Genomic DNA, 20,036 nt, shown 5'->3' on the forward strand with positions numbered 1-20,036 from the left:
GGAACGTTATCTAAGTATAAAGCAGAACTGATTTTTTGCCCTCGCCACCCCACAATTCCCTAAAGGGAGGGGGCCAGCATGTCAGTGACTGCCAGAGATAGCGTGGCAGAAAGGCCAGAAAATGAAAAGCCGCCCGGAGGCGGCTTGATACATTTATTTTGCTCAACTATTCAGCATGATTATTTCAGGCTTCAGCTGCAACACTGCTATCTATGACAGGCTCCACTGGGGCAAAACCGCGCAGCCCGACCACGTGCACATGCTCATGGTTCTGCACCACTTTACGCACCAGCTTATAGGTGGTGCCCTTCTCTGGGCTGATGTTCTCTGGCGCGGCGATGATCAACTGCATCTCCAGCCGCTCACACAGCTCAAACAGCGTGGCGATGGACTTGGCATCCAGACGCGCGGCTTCATCAAGGAACAGCAAACGACAAGGGGAGATATCTTTGCCGCGCAGGCGGCGGGACTCCTCCTCCCAGCTCTGCACCACCATCACCAGAATCGACATGCCGGTGCCGATCGCCTCGCCGGTGGAGAGCGCCCCGCTCTCCGCGCGCAGCCAGCCGTCGGAACCACGGTTCACCTCCACCTCCATCTCCAGGTAGTTGCGGTAGTCCAGCAACTCCTCGCCAATGGTCTGTGGTGTGCGCTGACCCATATCAATCTGCGGGTTGAGGCGCTGGTACAGCTTCGCCAGTGCCTCAGAGAAGGTCAGGCGGTTGCTGTTGAACAGATCCTGATGCTGCTCCTGCTGCTCAGAGAGCACCTCCAGCAGCGTGGCGTGCGCCTCGCGCACATTGACGTTGAGCCGGACGCTCTTCACCTGGCCGAAGGCCACGGCCTGCAGGCCCTGATTGAGCATCCGGATGCGGTTCTGCTCGCGCTGGATGGTTTTGCGGATGATGTTCGCCACGCTCTTCGAACTGATGGCCAGCTTCTGCTCGCGGGCGGTCAGCTCCTCCGTCAGGCGGCCCAGCTCAATCTCCATCTGCTCAATCGCCTCCACCGGATCATCGGTACGGATGATGTCCTGACGGATGCGCTCGCGCAGATGCTGGTAGACGGCGATATAGAACTGCACCTTGCGCTCCGGTCGCTTCGGATCTTCGGAGAGGCGCAGCACATCGCGCAGGTGTTCGTTGTCCGCCACCGCCAGCCGCAGCGCGCCCAGCGCCTTGTCCGACATGGAGCGCAGTTCGTCGGCACCCATGTAGGCCAGTTCACGGCGATGCAGGCGACGCTCCATGCCATTATCTTTCACCAGCCGCATCACCGCGCACCAGCCAGCTTTCGCCGCCACCACCTGCTCGCGCAGCTGGTGGTAATCCCGCTCCACCTTACGCAACCGCTTCTGTAGGGTATCCATCTCCGCTTCGCAGAAGGTCAGCTGCTTCTCCAGCTGGTTGCGACGGGCGCGGTTATTGTTCAGCGCGGCGTGCAGCTCATCGCGGCGGCTGCGCGCACGCGCCTCCGCGTCGGCATCCGCCCGGACGCCAATATCCTGCAACTCCTGCGTCAGCTCCTTCAGCATGTCGCGCTTGGCGTCATAGGAACTTTTCAGCGAGGCCAGCACCTGGCTGTACTGGGTCAGCTGGGCCTGATGCTGGCGCAACTGATCGCGCGCGCGGGTGCGATCCGCCTCCGCATGCTCCAGCCGCTGGCGCAGCTTGTCATTCAGGTCGCTGTTGTCATGCACCATGCCCGCCGAATCGGTGTAGCTGAAGTGGGCGCGGCGCTGCACCACTTCGGTCAGGGCGAAGGCTTGCTGTTTCGCCAGACGTTGCAGGTGCTGCGCGTCAGCGTAATCCGCCTTGAGCTGCTCATGCTGCTCCGGGTCGCTCTGCAACACTGACACCAACGGCTCGAGTTTGGCCAGCGCGGCCCCGTGCTGCTGGATGGCACGCGCGGCCTCCTGTGCCTCCTCCAGCTCCTCGCGGATCTCCTCCACGCGGTCTGGCAGGGTGTCGTCACACAGCAACGCCACCCGTGGCAACAGGCGGTTCAGTTGGGCAATGCCCTCTTTCGCCTGCTCAAACTGCTGGCGCTGCTGCTGGTTCTGCGCCTCATGGGCTGCCAGCGCGCGCTCCAGCTCGCTGCGGCGCGTGGCCAGCGCCCGCATCTCCGCCTCAGGATCGTCCTCAAACGCCACCGCCAGGTGGGTGCCGATAAAGCGGCTGAAGGCCTGATGGGCGCGCTGGATCTTCTGCACGTCAAAGGAGAGCGTCGCGTAGCGCTCCGCCAATGTCTCGCGCTCCTGATGCAGCGTCTCCAGCCGGCTCTCACGCGCCGCGCGGCCAAACAGCGGCACGGACGGGAAGCGCGAGTAGCGCCACTGGCGATCGGCGACCTTGACCACTACCGCACGCTCCAGCTCCTCGACATCCAGCACGCTGTCGTCAAAGGATTGCGGATCGCCCTCGATCAGGTAGAGATCCTCCGGGCACTCCTCCATTCCATTAAGCTGATCGCGGATCAACGAGAGATCCGGCACCACGATGGCGTGGCGCGACGGGCCATAGAGCGCCGAGAAGTACGGCGCGTCATCCAGGGTGACGTCATCATAGATCTCGGAGAGCAGCACGCCGCCGAAGCGCTCGGCCAGCGCCACCAGACGCGGATCCTCTGCGCCGCCCGGCTGGCTCAGGCGCTCAATCTGCGCATCCACCAGCCGCTTGGCCGCCGCCACCTCGTCGCGCTCCACGGTGGTTTCGCGCTCCTGCTCCAGCAACTGCTGCATGTACTCAGTGACCTGCTGGCTACCCTCCAGCTCCTCGCCACTCTGGACGGCCAGCTGATCCAGTGCCTCCTGCGCCGCCAGCCAGACTGGCGCGCGCGCGGTCAGCGCCTTGATGCGCTGTTGCAGCTGCTCCATCTCCTGACGCATCGCCATGCGCTGCTCACCGGCCTCATCCACGGCGGCGGTGAGGGTCTCGATGCGCTCCTCCAGCTCATACTGGGCGCTCTCCAGCTCCTCCGGCGGGCAGTCACGCCCGCTGCGTTTGCAGAACTCCTGCAACTGGCGCTCGGCCTCCTGCTGTTCACGCAGGCGCTGCTCCAGCTCGCTCAGGCGCAGGCGCAACGGGGCGACCCGCTCGGCCTGATGCTGCTGGGTGCCCCACTCGCGCAGCAGGTCGCGCGCGGTTTGCCACGCCTCGCTGCGCCCCACCTCGCCAGCGATGTTCACCACCAGCTGGTAGGCGTGCTCAAACTGGCTGTGCGCCGCCGCGGCCACGCTCATCTTCTGCTCAAGCTGCAACAGGGTGTCGGTGGCCTCCTGCTCTCTGGCGTTGAAGGTCTCCAGCCACTGCCCGGCGTTGGCGCTCTCCAGATCCGGCAGCTCGCACAACTCGCGCGCGCGGTTGAGCGCGTGCAGCGCCTGCTGGTACTGGATGGCGCGCGTCTGCTGCACATCCAGCGCCTGCTGGTAGTCGGCCAGCTGGCTCTTCAGCTCGTCCACCTCGGCTTCGGCGGCTTCAGCGCGCGCCTCATGCTCAGCGTGCAGGTCGGCGGCCTCGGCCACCACCTCATTCTGCTCCTCCAGCCGGTAGGTCAGCTCATCCAGATCGGACTGGTAGCGCTCAATTTTCTCCTGCTGGCGCATCGCGGTCTGCACCAGATTCAGGTGGTCGCTCGCGGCCTGATAGTCGGTCTCAAGGTCTGACTCCGCGCCGCTGTGCTCACCCAGCTCACGCGCCATCTCGACATGGCGGTACTGCTCATGGATCAGCTGCTTGCGGCCGGCGAGCAGCTCATTGCGCAGTGTCAGCGCGCCATCCAGATGTACCCGGCGCTCATTGGCGTGGCGCATGTAGTCAGCAGCCACGTAGGAGGTCGCTTCGGAGATCAGGTGCTTGAAGAGATCGCGGTCAGACTGGGTGACGCGGATCGCCTCCAGCGTCATGCGGTTCTCGCGCAGTGCCGCTTCCATGTCCTGAAACGCCTTGCGCACGCCGCTGTTTTCCGGCAGCAGGTAGTCGCGCAGCGAGCGGGTAATGGTGCTGGAGATGCCGCCATACAGCGACGCCTCAATCAGGCGGTAGAACTTGCTGCGATCCGAGGAGGAGCGCAGGCGGCGCGGGATGACGCCCAGATCAAACATCAGCGAGTGGTAGTCAGTGATGGAGTTGAACTGCTTGAACTGCACCCCCTCCATCGCCTCGACTTTCTCTTTCAGCTCCTGCAACGGCAGCACGCGCGCCTGACGCTCCCCGACCGTTTCGGTCAGGATCTGCGTCGGTTGCAGCGCGGTCGGCAGCCCCTGGATGGTAAACGCCTTGATGTCCACCTTGCGGTCGCGCCCGGCGACCTGTTGCAGGCGCACGCCGACAATCACCCGCTGGTGGCGGGAGTTGACCACATCCAGCGCCGAATAACAGACGCCAGCGCGCAGTTTGCCGTGCAGCCCCTTGTCACGCGAGCCGCTGGTGGCGCCCGCCTCGGTGGTGTTGCGGAAGTGCAGCAGCGTCAAATCCGGGATCAGGGCAGTGACAAAGGCCGCCATGGTGGTGGATTTCCCGGCACCGTTGCCGCCCGACAGGGTGGTGACCAGCTCGTCGAGGTCAAAGGTACGGGCAAAGAAGCCGTTCCAGTTGACCAGCGTCAGTGAGCGAAATTTACCGCGTTCAATCATTCTTCATCCCCTCCACGCGCCGGCACTACATCACCGGCCTGTTCGCCTTCGCCCTCATCGCTCTCATCCCGCAGGGAGAGGCTGCTCTCGACCGGCATCGCCTCACCGTCGCGGATCATACGCAGTTGCGCCTCGCGCGGATCATCGCCGCTGCGCACGTCAGCGCCGAAGCGGAACACCGCCTCCGTAATGCGGAACTTGTTGTTGTCGCCGCCCATGAAGTAGACCATTCCCAGCCGACGCAGGCGGTTGAGCGAGGTGCGCACCTTCTCCTGCAACTTCTGCCGATCCAGATCGGAGCCGGAAGAGCGCTGGTTGACGAACTTCAGCAGCTTGCCCTCGTCAGCGAGGCTCAGCAGCTCGTCATACAACTCCTGCTGGCTGAAGATGCCCTCGTGGGCCAGCCGCTCCGGGCTGAGGTAGAGGTAACAGAGGATCTTGCCGACCATCATGTCCAACTCGGAGAGCACCGAGCGCGGGATCAGGGTGGTGGAGCGCGGGCGCAGGTAGAAGAACCCCTCCGGCGCGCGGATCAGCTCTACGTTGTAGCGGGCGTAAAAGTCGCCCATTTCGTCCTGGAAATCCATCAGGAAGGCGTGGTTGTCCAGCTCTTCAATGCCGATGTGGCGACCGCTGCGCAACTGGCTGTCCAGTGCCGGGAAGAGCGGGTTGGCCAGGGCCTGTGCCAGTTTGACTGGCATCACTGCTTCAATATTTGTCGATGACATGGGCCTGTACCTTGGCTCCGTAATCATTGATCGCCTGCCATTCGGCCGGCAATCCGGTGAAATCTGCTTCGGCCACACCGAGGCGTACCGCCTGGTCGACCACGATGCGTGCCACATCGAAATGACGCGCACGCGGGTATTGCGCCAGGTAATCGCGCATCACCGCGCCCAGATTGAGCGGGGTGTTTTCGTCCCGGTAGACCGCCAGAGCCGCCTCGATCATGGCCGCCAGCTGTTCGCGGATCTCGTTGAACTCCTCGAACTCCAGATCCGGTGGCAACTCGCCGGTGACCTCTTCGCTGCGCAGCGCCAGCTCCTCATCGCGCATGTCGATCAGGCGCTCGGCGTTGGCGTAGGTCAGCGTCCAGGGCTGGTCAAAGTAGTTCTGCACCGACTGCCGCAGGCGCTGGGCGAAGACGCGGTTCTTGTCCATATCGATGGCGGTACGGATAAACTTGTGCACGTGGCGGTCGTAGCCGATCCAGAGATCGATGGCCTGCTGGCCCCAACTGATGATGCGATCCAGCTTGTTTTGCAGGTCAAACACCAGCTTGTCGATAAAGCCCAGCTCCATCTCCATCGGCATTGCCGCCTGAATGCGCAACAGGTTGGCCTGCAATTTGTCACCGGCGGCCTCCAGGGTATCCTGCAACTCGCGCAGTGTGCCGGAGGTCTCGGAGAGCAGCAGCTCACAGCTGGAGATGGCGGCGCGCCAATCCTTGTTGAGCAGCGCGGCGATATCCTCTTTCACCCCCTGCTGCTGCTCATCCATCAGGCGCTGGCTCAGGTCGATGCTGTCAAACACCTCCGCCACCGAGTACTTCAACGGCGCGAACACCTGACGGTGCCAGTGCAGCTCATCGCCGTTCTCTTCCGCGGCGTCGGCGGCGCGTTTCAGCTCCTGCGCCACCATCGATAGCTGCATGGAGAGGCGCAGCGTGGAGAATTCGCGCTGGCGGATGTAGTAGTCGGTAATGCCGATGCCCAGCGGCGTCAGGCGGTAGATGGCGAGGCCATCCGCATGTTCGCTGGTGAAGCGGTTGATCAGCCGCTGTTTGACCATGTCATTGATGGCGTTGTTGGCACGAACGTTAATGGTCTCATTGGTCTGCTCAAAGCCCTGGCTGACGTGACGAAACGCATCGACCAACTCACCCTCACTCATTTCACCGTCAAGGCGTTCGCCATTGAGGGTTGCTATCGCCAGTAAAAAGGCCAGCCGCTCCGTGGGGAGCGAAATGGAGAAGTCATTTTTCCGTGCCCAGGCGACCAGTTCGGGTACAGTCTGGGAAATTTCACTCATGATTCGTCCTTCACATTCGGTTTGTGCGCCATCACATGGATGTAGCGCCCCAAACTCACAAAAGGTTCCTGCCGGCAGTAGCGCTGTTCCAGCGCCAGCAGCGCCGCGAACTCCTCTGTCTGCTGCTGTTTATTTTTGAGGTAGTCATGGAACACGCGCACCCCGGTCTTGCCGCGGATCTCCATGCCCATCTGCTCCAGCCAGCCATACACCTCAGCTGGCACCAACGGGTAGTCCGGGGCCAGCGACCGCTTCTTCTTGACCGGCATATTGGCGTCCACGTAGTCGAAGTTGCCGACCACCATATGGCGCATCACCAGACCGTGGTGATTGAAGAACATCAGCGACAGCGCGCCGCCCGGTGCCAGGCAGTGATACAGTGCGTGCAGCACTGCCTGCGGCTCCGCCACCCACTCCAGCACCGCGTGGAACAAAATGAGATCCACCGGCGCATCCAGGTGGCTGGCAATATCCTGGGCGGCGCTCTGCACAAACTGCATGTTATGGCTGACGCCTTTGGCCTCTGCCGCCGCTTGGGCGCGTTGGATCATCTCACCGGAGAGATCGCACAACAAGACCTGATGTCCTAAAGCGGCCAGTTCGCAGGCCATTTTTCCCTCGCCACCGCCGGCATCGAGAATGCGCAACGGGCGCTGCGGGAGCGCGGCCAGCAGCTGGTGAAGATCCTGCCACAGCACGGCCTCGCGAATCCGGCCCTTGGTGGTGCCGTAAATATTGCGGGCAAATTTCTCAGCAATATCATCAAAATTGCGGCCGGGTATCGACATCGGCGACAGGCTCCATGCAGGCTGGGGGAGATTTTCGAGCCTGCTATTTTGGCACAGGCTGACGTAGAATAAATCTTATTGCCGCGCAAAGTTGCCCGGATGTCGTTTTTTCACCCAGAAGGACCGGTTTTCATGCTTTTTGACCTGAAAAAGTGGGTGGGCGGCCTGATGATGCCGCTCTCTTTTCTGTTGTTGATCATGGGCGTTGCGCTCATCCTGCTCTGGTGTACCCAGTGGCAACGCACGGGAAAAGTGCTGATTTCCTGCGCCTGGCTGTTTTTATTGCTGCTAAGCCTGCAACCGGTCGCCGATCGCTTGCTGAGGCCGCTAGAGGCACGCTTCCCAACTTACCAAGGCACCACATCGGTGGGCTACATTGTGGTACTGGGCGGCGGCTACACCTTCAACCCAGAGTGGGCACCAAGCTCCAACCTGATTGGCAACAGCCTGCCGCGCGTGACGGAGGGGGTACGGCAATACCTGCGCCACCCCGGCGCGAAACTGGTGTTCACTGGCGCGGCCGCGCCAACCAACCCGGTCAGTAGCGCGCGCACGGCGGCGCTGGTGGCGGAGAGTCTGGGGGTACCGGCTGGCGACATCATCATGTTGGATCAGCCGCGCGACACCGAACAGGAGGCGGCGCAGGTGGCCACGCTGGTGGGGAAACAGCCCTTCCTGCTGATCACCTCTGCCAACCACCTGCCGCGGGCAATTGGCTTCTTCCACGCGCGCGGGTTGCAGCCGATTCCGGTGCCAGCCAACCAGCTGGCGATCAGCTCCCCGCTGAATGGCTGGGAGCAGGCCATCCCGCAAGCGCTCTATCTCGCCCACAGTGAGCGGGTGTGGTATGAGGGGCTGGGCCGCCTGTGGCAGCGGCTGCGGGGGAGTCAGGAGAGCCAGGGCAACAACTGACGGCTGGCATGGGCGAAGGCCGGTTGGTCAAGCTGGCCGGTATGCAGCAGCCGGCCAACCGCCTCCCACAGGGCATAGAGCCAGCGGCGCGCGACAAAGCTTTCCGCCACCGGCGCGCGTTGCAGGTAAGCCCCCAGCAGCTCGCCAGCGGCCCCCTCCTCGCTAAGGCGGAACAGGTCATACTCGCGCGGCGCCCACAGCACCACGCCGGGATTGACCATCGCCAGCAGCTGGTCACTGCGCGCGTCCTTCACCATGCTGCGCAGGGTCAGGTTGCCATGCACCAGCACCGCGCTGTCATCAAAATCCTGGAACAGTTGCGGCAAGTTGGCGCGGGCGCGGTAGAGCAGCGCCCGATCCGCCGCCGTGAACTGCGGGGCCTGCATCTGGCTGAGTGTCACCCACAGCACCTCAACCCGCTGGCGATACCAGTTGCGCCAGTTGTTCTCCTGCGTGCTGTCCACCGTGCCGACGCAGCCGTGGCTGTCAATGCGATGCCACGCCAGAATGCCCTCGACAATCTGCTCTTTCAGCGTCTCCCAGCGCTGCGGGTTGCGCGTCGGGGCCTCCACCGGCACGCCGCGCAGCCGCTCCATCAACAGCACATCCTTGTAGGGCGACTGGCGGGTCACCACCAGCCCGTAGACCGCTGGCATCCGCACCAATCCCTCCCGCGAGAGCATTGAGAGTTTATAGGCCTCCTGCCGGGCAATGCCGGCGGCAAGATAACTCTTCGCCAGCAGCGGCACGGCGTGCCCTTGGGCGTCGTAGAGGGCAAAAAGGTGGGCGTAGGGCTGTTCGCTGACACACTCCAGGCGGGACAAGGGTTCGCCCAGCACCTGGCTAAGTTCGGCTTTGAGCTGTTCCATGGGGCACTGACCTCGGTTGAAAAGTTCAGTCCATGATGGAAGTGTTACTCCGTCAATTCTTCAATGTAGATCAAGATTGCACGGATTCTTTGCGACGGGGTAAAAACAGAATATATGCGGCCGGGCGACGGGGCGCCCGGCCGGAGGGTTATTTCGCCAGCGCCGCGCGGACGCGGGCCAGATCCTCTGGGGTGTCTACGCCCACCGCCGGTACGGCCTGCGCGACGTCAACATGGATCTTTTCGCCATACCACAGCACGCGTAACTGCTCCAGCAGCTCGATGTTCTCCAGCGTGCTGGGCGCCCAGGTGACGTAGCGGCGCACAAAGCCCGCGCGATAGGCGTAGATGCCGAGATGGCGCAGGAAGTGATCGCCAATGGCGTCACGCGACTGCGCGAAGCGCTCCCGATCCCACGGAATGGTGGCGCGGGAGAAGTAGAGCGCAAAGCCTTGCGCGTCACGTACCACTTTCACCGCATTCGGGTTGAACGCCTCTTCCGCCGTCTCAATCGGCACCGCCAGCGTCGCCATGCCCGCCTGACAGTTGGCGAGGTTCTCCGCCACCTGACGGATAATCACCGGCGGGATCATCGGCTCATCGCCTTGCACGTTGACAATGATGTCGTCATCGCCAAAGCCCAGGCGGTCAATCACTTCGGCCAACCGCTCGGTGCCGGACTGGTGATCCGGGCGGGTCATGCACACCTCGCCGCCTGCGGCCTCGACCGCAGCCGCCACTTCCGGGTGATCGGTAGCGACAATCACCCGATCCGCGCCAGACTCACGCGCCCGCTCGACCACATGCACGACCATTGGCTTGCCGTGGATATCCGCCAGTGGCTTGCCCGGCAGGCGGCTGGAGGCGTAACGGGCAGGGATGATGGCGATGAAACTCATGGGTGCCTCTCGTCTGCTGACAGCGCGCGCGCCTCATTCTCCAGCAGCACCGGGATGCCGTCCCGCACCGGGTAGGCCAGGCCGTCCGCCTTGCATACCAGTTCCTGATTCTCTTTGTTGAAATAGAGTTTGCCGTTGCAGACCGGGCAGGCCACTATTTCCAGTAAACGATGATCCATATTTCCTCCATGCTGGGATGGGGTTAAAAGCGCTAAGGGCGTCAGGATACCATACTCGTTTGCTGGCGGTTAAGCCTGCCCGCCAATCTCCTGCCCGCACGCCCAGCCCTGCCCCCAGTGCGGTCGCAACGCCTCTGGCACCGCGTCCACCGCAATGCGCGTCGCGCCATGCCAACGTGCGCAGCGCGTTACCGCCTCGGTCAGGTCACGTAGCCGTTGCGCCCCAAGCCGCACGCCCGGCTCCAGCCATAGCCCCTTGATCTCGAATACCCCCTCCTTGCGATGCATCTTGGCATCCGTGCGGCCAATCAACGCCCCACGCTGCAAAATCGGCAGCACAAAGTAGCCGTAGCGGCGCTTCTCCTGCGGCGTATAGCACTCAATGCGGTAATCAAAATCGAACAGCTCCAGGGCGCGCTTGCGGTGCCACACCACTGGGTCAAAGGGGGAAAGGAGCGTAGTGACGGAGGAGCGGATGCGCCGCTGCTGCATCTGCTGGCAGAGCGGCAACAGGCTGTGGTGCACATACCAAGGCTCATCGCTGCCCTCGACGCTGACCGGATGCAGGCTTCCCTCCTCCAACATCGCGGCGATGGCCGGTTTGAGCGCTACCCGCTTCAGCCGGTAGTAGTCCGGCAACCATGCCGCCTTGAAGATGCCAAGGCTGCGCGCGCTGCGCCGCAGCATCTCCTGACGCGCCGTGGCCTCATCCAACGCGTCGCGCGTGTCAGACCAGTCGGGTTTGACGCGTGCGGTCACATCGTAGACACGGTGGAAATTACGCCGCTCCGCCACCATCACCTGCCCCAGCGTAAACAGCGTCTCCAGGTGGCGCTTCTCCGGTTTCCAGTCCCACCAGCCATTGCCGCTGCCGGCGGGCCGTGAGAAATCCGCCGAGCGTACTGGCCCATGTTGCTCAATGTGCGCCAGCAATTTTTCAATGGCGGGCTGGTGCGCCTGATGCCAAGCGGCATTGTACTTCCAGCCCATATTGGCCGGGTCCAGCATCCGGTGGCGCAACAGGCGGAAATCTTCAATTGGGATAAAGCAGGCTTCATGCGCCCAGTACTCAAACAGCTGGCGCTGGGCGAGCGCCTCATCCAACCAAGCGGGTGGATAGGCCCCTAAGCGGCTGAACAGCACCAGATAGGGACTGCGGGCGACCACGCTGATGGTGTCTATCTGCAACAGCCCCATCGCCCGTATGGCATCCAGCAACTGGTGGGGTTGCGGCGATCCGGTCGGTGGGCGGAGCAGGCCTTGAGCAGCGAGGTGGAGTGTGCGGGTGTCGGCCAGAGATAGGGTCGGGCTGGGCATAACGATATCCATTGATCGTGGGATGATACAGGATAATCGATAGCACAATTCAGACTATGGGTAAAATCACGCTACCCAAGATAAATTAACGAAATGCAATAACATCCGCGGCAGAAAGACCGTGGTAGACACTGTGGTAACAGGTAAATTCCACCTGCTGCCCCTCTTGCAGTGACTTATTTTTATTGTTGGCAATCGCCATGCGATTCACATAAAGATCGCTACCGCCGTCACTCGGGGAAATAAAACCATAGCCTTTGGCTTGGTTATACCATTTTACTCGTCCGGTTTTTAACATCATATTTTTATATTCCTTTGTTGTTGAGCATCAACGGACGCCTTTTCCGTGCGCCGGATACTGTTGCTCAATCGTGTCTTCAATAAACAACCTCTTTTGAGCCGTTTTAAAAACCCGCATCACTGCGGGTTCAGAATTGATCAGTTTGCGAGGCAGGGGAATCAGCAATAATCTGAATTTATCCTGCCTTGGCACCGACTGTGCGGTTCTTACAGCGCAACCACGTTGGCAGCGGCTGGCCCACGCGGGCTATCCTGAATGGTGTACTCTACACGCTGGCCTTCTGCCAGAGTTTTGAAACCTTCAGAAGCAATCGCAGAGAAGTGAACAAATACATCTTTGCCGCCATCATGCTGCTCAATAAAACCAAAACCTTTGCTCTCGTTGAACCATTTAACCTGACCAGTTTTCTTGGACATTTTATTACCTTTAAATTTTTAATCACATTACCGTAACGGCATTATTAGCCAGGGCAGAAACATCATTTATGGGGGGTACAACGAGAGGGGGTTCAACCTGGAAGCAAAATCGATACGACGGCTTGGAGGGAGGGCTTAACTCTAATTGGATCACTTAACGCATAAATAGGCCTGCTCACAGGCAGGCCATCATTTACGCATATTCGCAGGGCGTTAGCAAGCTTTTTACTGTAGCCCTTCAACGCGGGCTGTAAAGTTATATCGCCACGGCGGACATTAGCCGTTACTTTGCCGTTTCAGGCGTGATATTTTTTACCTGTGCGACCAGTTTATCCAGCAGCACTGTGGCTTGCGCACTCTCCATAACGGCATTGACCGGCAAATACCACCATGAGGCTTGGGCAAAGGCGCGGCACTTCACTGCGTCTTTTTCCGTCATCAATAGCGTCTCACCGGCGGGGGTTAATGCGGCCAGTTGGTCTGGCTGGTAGGCCTGATGATCGGCAAAGGGTACGCGGCGCGCAATCTGTACGCCCAACGCTTCCAGCGTGGCAAAAAAGCGTGGCGGATGGCCAATGCCCGCCATTGCCACCACGTGCGGCAGGCTGGCAGCGGCGCGCCGCTCGCCGGTCAGCAGGTTTACGGCCATGCCAGCGTGCAGCGTCATGGCAATCTCCCCTGGCTGGGCCTGCCCGCCGTTGGTGATCACCGCATCCACTGAGCGCAGGCGTCCGGCACGCTCACGCATCGGCCCGGCCGGTAGCCACCAGCCATTTCCAAAACGACGCACGCCATCCACCACCACAATCTCTGCGTCCCGTTGCAGGGCATAGTGTTGCAGGCCATCATCGGTCACTACGATGTCAACCTGCTCTGCCAGCAGCGCCTCGACCGCCTCACGGCGTTTTGGCGCGACGGCCACCGGCGCACCGGTACGTTGGAAGATCAGAACCGGCTCATCCCCTGCCTGCTGGGTGGAAGTCTCTGCGGTCACACGCAGCGGATAGTGCTCCGCTTTGCCGCCATAACCACGTGAGACCACCCCCACTTTCAGGCCACGCTGCTGGAGTTGCTCCACCAGCCAGATCACCACCGGCGTTTTGCCGTTGCCGCCGGCCGTCAGGTTGCCCACCACCACCACCGGCACCGGGGCCTGCCAGCTCTTGCGCCAACCCCAGCGATAACTCAGACGAATCAACGTGGAGATGGCGCCATACAGCCAGGAGAGCGGCAGCAGCAGCAGATAGAGGGGCGAGCGCCCGGCCCAGATCTTCTCAATCATTGGCCGAACTGCATCCGGTGCAGCTGGGCATACACGCCGCTCTGCGCCAGCAGATCAGCGTGATTGCCGCGCTCCACAATTCGACCATCTTCCACCACCAGAATCTCATCGGCGCTCTCAATGGTGGAGAGGCGGTGAGCAATCACCAGCGATGTTCGGTTCTTTTGCAGCTCATCCAGCGCCTTCTGGATAGCGCGCTCAGACTCTGTATCCAGCGCGGAGGTGGCCTCATCCAGAATCAGCACCGGGCAGTCACGCAGCAGCGCACGGGCGATCGCGATACGCTGGCGCTGGCCGCCAGAGAGCATCACGCCGTTTTCGCCAATGACCGTGTCCAGACCATTATCCATCTTCTCAATGAAGTCCATGGCGTAGGCCATGCGCGCTGCCTGCTCAATCTGCTCGCGGCTGTAGCGCTCCTGGCTGGCATAGGCAATGTTATTGGCAATGGTGTCATTGAACAGGTGCACATTCTGCGACACCAGCGCCACCTGCCGACGCAATGACGCCAGGGTATATTCGCGCAGGTCATGCCCATCCATCAGGATCTCGCCTTCCTGGACGTCATAGAAGCGCGTCATCAGGCTGGCGATGGTGGATTTACCGGAGCCAGAGCGGCCAACCAGTGCCACCGTTTTGCCGGCTGGAATGTGCAGGTTGATGTCACGCAGGGCCGGAATATCTTTGCCGGGGTAGCTGAAGGTGACGTGGCGGAACTCAATCTCGCCAACAGCACGCGTGACCTCACGGCTGCCTTCGTCTTTCTCCTGTTCCATGTCCAGGATAGAGAACAGCGTCTGGCAGGCTGCCATGCCGCGCTGGAACTGGGCATTGACGTTAGTCAAAGATTTCAGCGGGCGCATCAGGGCGATCATTGAGGAGAAGACCACGGTGATGGTACCGGCCGTCAGGGTCTCCATCACGCTCGGGAAACTGGCGGCATACAGCACAAAGGCCAGTGCCAGCGAGGCGATCAGCTGGATGATAGGATCGGAGATGGAGGAGGCAGAAACCATTTTCATGCCCTGTTGGCGCATGCGGTTGCTTACCTGATCAAAACGTTCGGTTTCCACTTGCTGGCCACCAAAGATCAGCACCTCTTTATGCCCTTTTAACATCTGTTCGGCGCTGGTGGTCACCTGCCCCATCGTGTTCTGCATGTTTTTGCTGATGTTGCGGAAACGCTTGGAGACTACCCGGATCGCAATCGAGACAATCGGCGCAATCACAATCAGGATCAGCGAAAGCTGCCAACTGTAGTAGAACATCAAGGTAAACAGACCAATGATGGAGGCCCCCTCGCGTACTACGGTAATCAGCGCGCTGGAGGAGGAAGAGGCAACCTGCTCGGAGTCATAGGTGATGCGTGAGAGCAGTGTGCCGGTGGATTGCTGGTCAAAGAAGGAGACCGGCATTCCCATCATGTGGCTGAACAGGCGACGGCGCATATGCATGACCACTTTGCCTGATACCCATGAGATACAGTAGCTTGAAACAAAGCTGGTGATGCCGCGTACCAGCATCAATCCAATAACGGCCAACGGCATCCACAGCAGGATGGAGCTGTCCGCCTTGCCGAAACCATTGTCGAGCAGTGGCTTCAGGAGCGACAGCATAAAGGTATCACTGGCCGCATTAAGAATCAGTGCGATGGCCGCTGCGATCAGGCCTGTTTTAAACGGTGCGATCATCGGCCAGAGGCGACGAAAGGTCTGCCAGGTGGAGAGATCTTTATCATTCATCATGCAATTAACCAGCTTCGAAAGTAATAGCGGCTCATTCTACTCATTATCCTTCTGTACGCCAAACCGCTGGTGATACCAACGTGGCACTATTTGCTCGCGGAAACCCTGTAATTCCCAACTATCGGATGAAAAAAGTACAGACAATTGTCCCGATCGCGAGGTATCACGCCACGGAATACCTGCCGCCTGATAGCGCCGCCGAACCCGAATCGAGGGCAATCGCCAGGCGTTATAACGTGAGGCAGAGGCAATGGCGATCTGGGGCTGGACTGCCCGCAGGAACGGCGCAATAGAGGAGGTATTGCTGCCATGGTGTGGCGCTTGCAGGATGGTTGCCGTCAGTGCCGGGCGCTGTTCGCGCAATAGCTGCTGCTCCGCCTCCCGCTCAATATCACCCGTCAGCAACAGATGGTGGGTGCCATCTGAAACCTTTACCACGCAAGAGTCATTATTGCCCGCCTGTTCCGCCAGCCTTTTCGGCCACAGCGCCTGAAAATGCAGCCCGCGCCACTGCCACTGTTCGCCCTGCTGGCAGGGCAAGCCCGGCAGGCCGCGCTGTGATGAACGGAGGGTAGCATGGGGAAAGGCTTTCTGCAGCGCTGCCAGCCCACCCTGATGATCAAGATGGGCGTGACTGATGATGATCTCTTCAAGGGTAACGTGACGCCAGCGCAGAAAAGGCAAGATAGTCTGCTCGGCGCTACTGCCACCCGGCCAGCGGTTGCCGGTGTCATAGAGCACGCCCCGTCCCTCTTTCTCTATTAGCACTGCCAGTCCGTGGCCAATATCCAGCATGTCCACTCGCCACTGCGCAGCAGGTGGGGCATTAAGATGCACAATGCTCACCCCGGTTAACACCATCACTGGCACTACCTGTTTCACTATGCCAAGGCGCCAGACCACGACGGCCAGCCAGCCTGCCCCACTCCAGTAGAGCGCGCGCTGATCCCACTCTATCCAGCCTGACTGCAACCACGTCAGCGGTGCCAATGCCCAGTCCAATACTCCATCCGCCCCCTGCCACAATGTACCGGCGATGGCCGGCAGCCACAGTAGACAGAGGGCGAGCAGGATCAGTGGCACCACCAGAAAGGAGACCAAGGGCACGGCCCATAGGTTCGCTGGCAAAGAAGCCAGACTCAAGCCATGAAAAATGGCGATTTGCAAAGGCACCAGTAACATAAACATGCAGAGTTGCAGATGCAGCCAGCGCAGGCCAAGCCATCGCCAACCCGTGGCATAGCGCACTGGCAATGGGCACCAGTGAAACCAGAACAGCAGCGCGCCGACAGCAAAACAGGAGAGCCAGAAACTGTCTGACAACACCATCAAAGGGTTCACCGCCAAAATCAGCGCCATCGTCCATAGCCCTACCTGCCAGCCGCTGCACCGGATGGCGCACAGTCGCAATAGCAACCACAGGCCAAGTGCAATCCCGCTCCTTACCGCTGGCGGATTGACGCCAGAGAGCATGATATAGAGTAGAGCCACTGCCCCGCTTAACAGCAGTGGAAAGCGATGGCCGATATAGCGCCCTGGCAGCAGAATCTGTAGTCCACGCGCCAGCACCCAACCAAAAAGCGCTGCCATGCCAATATGCAACCCTGAAATTGCCATCAGGTGGGCAACGCCCGTCTGTTGCAGCAGCAATTTGGTCTCGCGATCCAGAAAGCGACTCTCCCCAAATGCCAGTGCCAGCAGGATGCCCTGATGGTGGGTGACTGGCAGGATATGCTGGGCATACTGGATCACCCGCTGACGCCAACCGCATGATAAATCCAATGGCGTGGCAGTGATGACCCTGCCCTCCAACAACTGGTGGCGCGCCATTGCCCAGCGCTGGCGATCAAAACCGCCCTCATTTAACTGGCTATGTACGGGACGCAATGCCATCTGCAACTGCCAGATTTGTCCGGCGCACCTTACAGTACCCTGAGGTGGCCACTCTACCCATGCCGTTACCGGTGGGAACAACCCCTGACCCTCTACCTGATAGAGGGTGATGGCATACCGCTCCTCCGGCTCGTCACTGAGAGCCAGCGAAGTGACCCTACCCTGCACATTCACCTGATGCTGATAAAGTCTGTCTACCTGCTTGAGTGACAGATGGGCGTGGATAAGTGACCAGACTAACGCCAGCAGCATTACTCCCAGCCAACACACTGCTGGCTTGGACGCAACATAGCTGCCTGCCAGCGTCAGGACGAGCAGTGCTGGGCAGACCCATAATGGTGGCAGTGTATGCCACAGCAACAAAGGCAGGGTGCCGATAATAACGGCTGATGAGATCTGGTTAATTGACAGCTTGATACCCCACCCCGCTATAAAGACTTCACTGGAAAAGCAGTGTGCAGCAAGCTGCGCAGGGTAAGTTGAGGAAAAAAGCAGAGGTGGAATCTGGCAGGGAAAGAAAAAAAGCACGCACTGGCGTTACAACTCATTTTGAGAGCGGCTTTCCAAAGATGCTTTTTTCAAACATAAAAAAACGGCGCCCAAGGGCGCCGTTTCATAATCTCTAAGGCAATAACTTTATGCCATCATATCAGGCATAAATGTTCGCGCGGTCGCGCAACTCTTTACCCGGTTTGAAGTGCGGGACATATTTGCCGTCCAACTCCACTTTGTCACCAGTTTTAGGGTTACGCCCGATACGCGGCGCACGGTAGTGAAGTGAAAAACTGCCGAATCCGCGAATTTCAATGCGTTCACCTTCAGCCAGCGTACCGGCCATATGCTCAAGCATCTCTTTCACTGCATCTTCAACGGCTTTCGCCGGAATATGAGATTGCTGGCCAGCAAGTCTTTCAATGAGTTCAGACTTGGTCATGTTTCCTCCAAGCTTTGCAGCTTAACTACCGTTTCGGGGCGGCAAGGCCGCCCCCCGTCATTACTCGCCTTTAGCCGCTTTGAAAGCTTCAGCCATAGCGTTAGAGAAGTTACCTTCTTCCTGTTTGTTGTTAACAGAAGCGATGGCATCTTTCTCGTCAGCTTCGTCCTTAGCACGGACGGACAGGCTTACAACGCGGTTCTTACGGTCAACGCCGGTGAATTTAGCTTCAACTTCGTCGCCTACATTCAGAACCAGAGTTGCATCTTCAACGCGGTCGCGAGAAGCTTCAGATGCACGCAGGTAGCCTTCTACGCCGCCCGCTAATTCAACTGTAGCACCTTTAGCGTCTACTACAGTGACTTTACCAGTAACAATAGCACCTTTCTTGTTCATAGACAGGTAGTTATTGAACGGGTCTTCCGCCAGCTGCTTAACGCCCAGGGAGATACGCTCGCGTTCTGCGTCAACTTGCAGAACAACCGCTGCGATTTCGTCGCCTTTTTTGTATTCACGTACTGCTTCTTCGCCTGCAACGTTCCAGGAGATGTCAGACAGGTGAACCAGGCCGTCGATGCCGCCGTCCAGGCCGATGAAGATACCGAAGTCAGTGATAGACTTGATTTTACCTTCAACGCGGTCGCCCTTGTTGTGGGTTTCTGCGAACTGCTGCCACGGGTTGGCTTTGCACTGTTTCAGACCCAGGGAGATACGACGACGCTCTTCGTCAATGTCCAGAACCATTACTTCCACTACGTCGCCAACGTTAACAACTTTGGACGGGTGGATGTTTTTGTTGGTCCAATCCATTTCGGAAACGTGTACCAGGCCTTCAACGCCTTCTTCGATTTCAACGAAGCAGCCGTAGTCAGTCAGGTTGGTTACACGGCCGGTCAGCTTAGTGCCTTCCGGGTAGCGCTTAGCGATAGCAACCCACGGATCTTCGCCCAGCTGTTTCAGGCCCAGGGAGACACGGGTACGCTCGCGGTCGAACTTCAGCACCTTAACGGTGATTTCGTCGCCAACGTTGACGATTTCGCTCGGATGCTTAACGCGTTTCCACGCCATGTCAGTGATGTGCAGCAGGCCGTCAACGCCGCCCAGATCAACGAATGCACCGTAGTCAGTGAGGTTCTTAACGATACCTTTAACTTCCATGCCTTCCTGCAGGTTTTCCAGCAGCTGATCGCGCTCTGCGCTGTTCTCGGATTCGATGACCGCACGGCGAGAAACAACAACGTTGTTGCGCTTCTGGTCCAGCTTGATGACTTTGAACTCAAGCTCTTTGCCTTCAAGGTGCAGCGTGTCGCGAACCGGACGCACGTCAACCAGGGAACCTGGCAGGAACGCACGGATACCGTTCAGCTCAACGGTGAAGCCGCCTTTGACTTTACCGTTGATAACACCGGTAACAGTCGCTGCTTCTTCGTAAGCTTTTTCCAGCATCAGCCATGCTTCGTGACGTTTCGCTTTCTCGCGGGACAGCAGGGTTTCACCGAAGCCGTCTTCTACCGCGTCCAGAGCCACGTCTACTTCGTCACCAACCTGGATTTCCAGCTCGCCCTGTGCGTTTTTGAATTGCTCAGCCGGGATGGCAGATTCAGACTTCAGGCCAGCGTCAACCAGCACTACGTCTTTATCGATAGCAACAACAACGCCACGAACGATGGAACCCGGACGGGTTTCGATTTCTTTTAAGGATTCTTCAAAGAGTTGAGCAAAAGATTCAGTCATGTTGATAATCTTTAGGTTCTTAAGTTTAACGTCCATCTAGCATCCCGCCGGATGGGGTTGTTTCACATGCCCCGCCACCGTTCCTGGCAGCAGGGTACTAAATT

The 20,036-nt window shown here is 59.6% G+C and carries 16 protein-coding genes; 1 reads left to right on the forward strand and 15 read right to left on the reverse strand.

What is annotated here, in order from left to right; genetic code table 11:
• Positions 1-184: 184 nt before the first annotated feature.
• The 4 genes from mukB to cmoM are packed head-to-tail and all read right to left on the reverse strand — an operon-like array spanning position 185 to position 7,452.
• Positions 185-4,633, reverse strand: a complete 4,449-nt coding sequence (gene mukB, locus C1N62_RS10845) for a chromosome partition protein MukB (RefSeq protein ID WP_137763643.1) — start codon at positions 4,631-4,633, stop codon at positions 185-187.
• Positions 4,630-5,361, reverse strand: a complete 732-nt coding sequence (gene mukE, locus C1N62_RS10850; protein ID WP_137763644.1) for a chromosome partition protein MukE — start codon at positions 5,359-5,361, stop codon at positions 4,630-4,632. The genes mukB and mukE overlap by 4 nt, the downstream gene beginning before the upstream one ends.
• On the reverse strand, positions 5,342-6,664 hold the full coding sequence (mukF, locus tag C1N62_RS10855) for a chromosome partition protein MukF (protein WP_137763645.1): 1,323 nt from the start codon (positions 6,662-6,664) through the stop codon (positions 5,342-5,344). Before mukF ends, mukE begins: the two co-directional genes overlap by 20 nt.
• Positions 6,661-7,452: a tRNA uridine 5-oxyacetic acid(34) methyltransferase CmoM gene (gene cmoM, locus C1N62_RS10860; protein WP_370465560.1), complete on the reverse strand. Its 792-nt coding sequence runs from the start codon at positions 7,450-7,452 to the stop codon at positions 6,661-6,663. Before cmoM ends, mukF begins: the two co-directional genes overlap by 4 nt.
• A gap of 132 nt (positions 7,453-7,584) precedes the next feature.
• On the opposite strand from cmoM, the gene elyC reads away from it, so the two are divergent.
• Complete coding sequence (gene elyC / locus C1N62_RS10865; protein ID WP_137763646.1) at positions 7,585-8,364, forward strand: envelope biogenesis factor ElyC; 780 nt, start codon at positions 7,585-7,587, stop codon at positions 8,362-8,364.
• Here the strand turns inward: elyC and C1N62_RS10870 are convergent.
• The 11 genes from C1N62_RS10870 to rpsA all read right to left on the reverse strand — a co-directional run bounded on the left by C1N62_RS10870 (position 8,340) and on the right by rpsA (position 19,932).
• Positions 8,340-9,233: a YcbJ family phosphotransferase gene (locus C1N62_RS10870; protein ID WP_137763647.1), complete on the reverse strand. Its 894-nt coding sequence runs from the start codon at positions 9,231-9,233 to the stop codon at positions 8,340-8,342. The two genes, elyC and C1N62_RS10870, sit on opposite strands and share 25 nt — an antisense overlap.
• 148 nt (positions 9,234-9,381) lie before the next feature.
• Positions 9,382-10,131: a 3-deoxy-manno-octulosonate cytidylyltransferase gene (gene kdsB / locus C1N62_RS10875; RefSeq protein ID WP_137763648.1), complete on the reverse strand. Its 750-nt coding sequence runs from the start codon at positions 10,129-10,131 to the stop codon at positions 9,382-9,384.
• Positions 10,128-10,310 carry a Trm112 family protein gene (locus C1N62_RS10880; protein WP_137763649.1) on the reverse strand — a complete coding sequence of 61 codons (183 nt, stop codon included), beginning with the start codon at positions 10,308-10,310 and terminating at the stop codon, positions 10,128-10,130. Before C1N62_RS10880 ends, kdsB begins: the two co-directional genes overlap by 4 nt.
• Before the next feature lie 69 nt (positions 10,311-10,379).
• A complete protein-coding gene (locus C1N62_RS10885) occupies positions 10,380-11,627 on the reverse strand; it encodes a winged helix-turn-helix domain-containing protein (RefSeq protein ID WP_137763650.1) in 1,248 nt (415 codons plus the stop codon).
• Between the two features lie 85 nt (positions 11,628-11,712).
• Positions 11,713-11,928 carry a cold-shock protein gene (locus tag C1N62_RS10890; RefSeq protein WP_137763651.1) on the reverse strand — a complete coding sequence of 72 codons (216 nt, stop codon included), beginning with the start codon at positions 11,926-11,928 and terminating at the stop codon, positions 11,713-11,715.
• 206 nt (positions 11,929-12,134) lie between these two features.
• Entirely contained in the window at positions 12,135-12,344 is a 210-nt protein-coding gene (locus C1N62_RS10895) for a cold shock domain-containing protein (RefSeq protein WP_137763652.1), read from the reverse strand.
• 283 nt (positions 12,345-12,627) lie between these two features.
• Positions 12,628-13,626, reverse strand: a complete 999-nt coding sequence (gene lpxK / locus C1N62_RS10900; RefSeq protein ID WP_137763653.1) for a tetraacyldisaccharide 4'-kinase — start codon at positions 13,624-13,626, stop codon at positions 12,628-12,630.
• Positions 13,623-15,371, reverse strand: a complete 1,749-nt coding sequence (gene msbA / locus C1N62_RS10905) for a lipid A ABC transporter ATP-binding protein/permease MsbA (RefSeq protein ID WP_137763654.1) — start codon at positions 15,369-15,371, stop codon at positions 13,623-13,625. The genes lpxK and msbA overlap by 4 nt, the downstream gene beginning before the upstream one ends.
• A 36-nt stretch (positions 15,372-15,407) precedes the next feature.
• Positions 15,408-17,681 carry a ComEC family protein gene (locus C1N62_RS10910; RefSeq protein WP_137764989.1) on the reverse strand — a complete coding sequence of 758 codons (2,274 nt, stop codon included), beginning with the start codon at positions 17,679-17,681 and terminating at the stop codon, positions 15,408-15,410.
• Between the two features lie 232 nt (positions 17,682-17,913).
• Entirely contained in the window at positions 17,914-18,198 is a 285-nt protein-coding gene (gene ihfB, locus C1N62_RS10915; protein WP_137763655.1) for an integration host factor subunit beta, read from the reverse strand.
• 60 nt (positions 18,199-18,258) lie between these two features.
• On the reverse strand, positions 18,259-19,932 hold the full coding sequence (gene rpsA, locus C1N62_RS10920; RefSeq protein WP_137764990.1) for a 30S ribosomal protein S1: 1,674 nt from the start codon (positions 19,930-19,932) through the stop codon (positions 18,259-18,261).
• Positions 19,933-20,036: the final 104 nt, after the last annotated feature.

This window comes from Nissabacter sp. SGAir0207, assembly GCF_005491205.1.
Taxonomy (GTDB): domain Bacteria; phylum Pseudomonadota; class Gammaproteobacteria; order Enterobacterales; family Enterobacteriaceae; genus Chimaeribacter.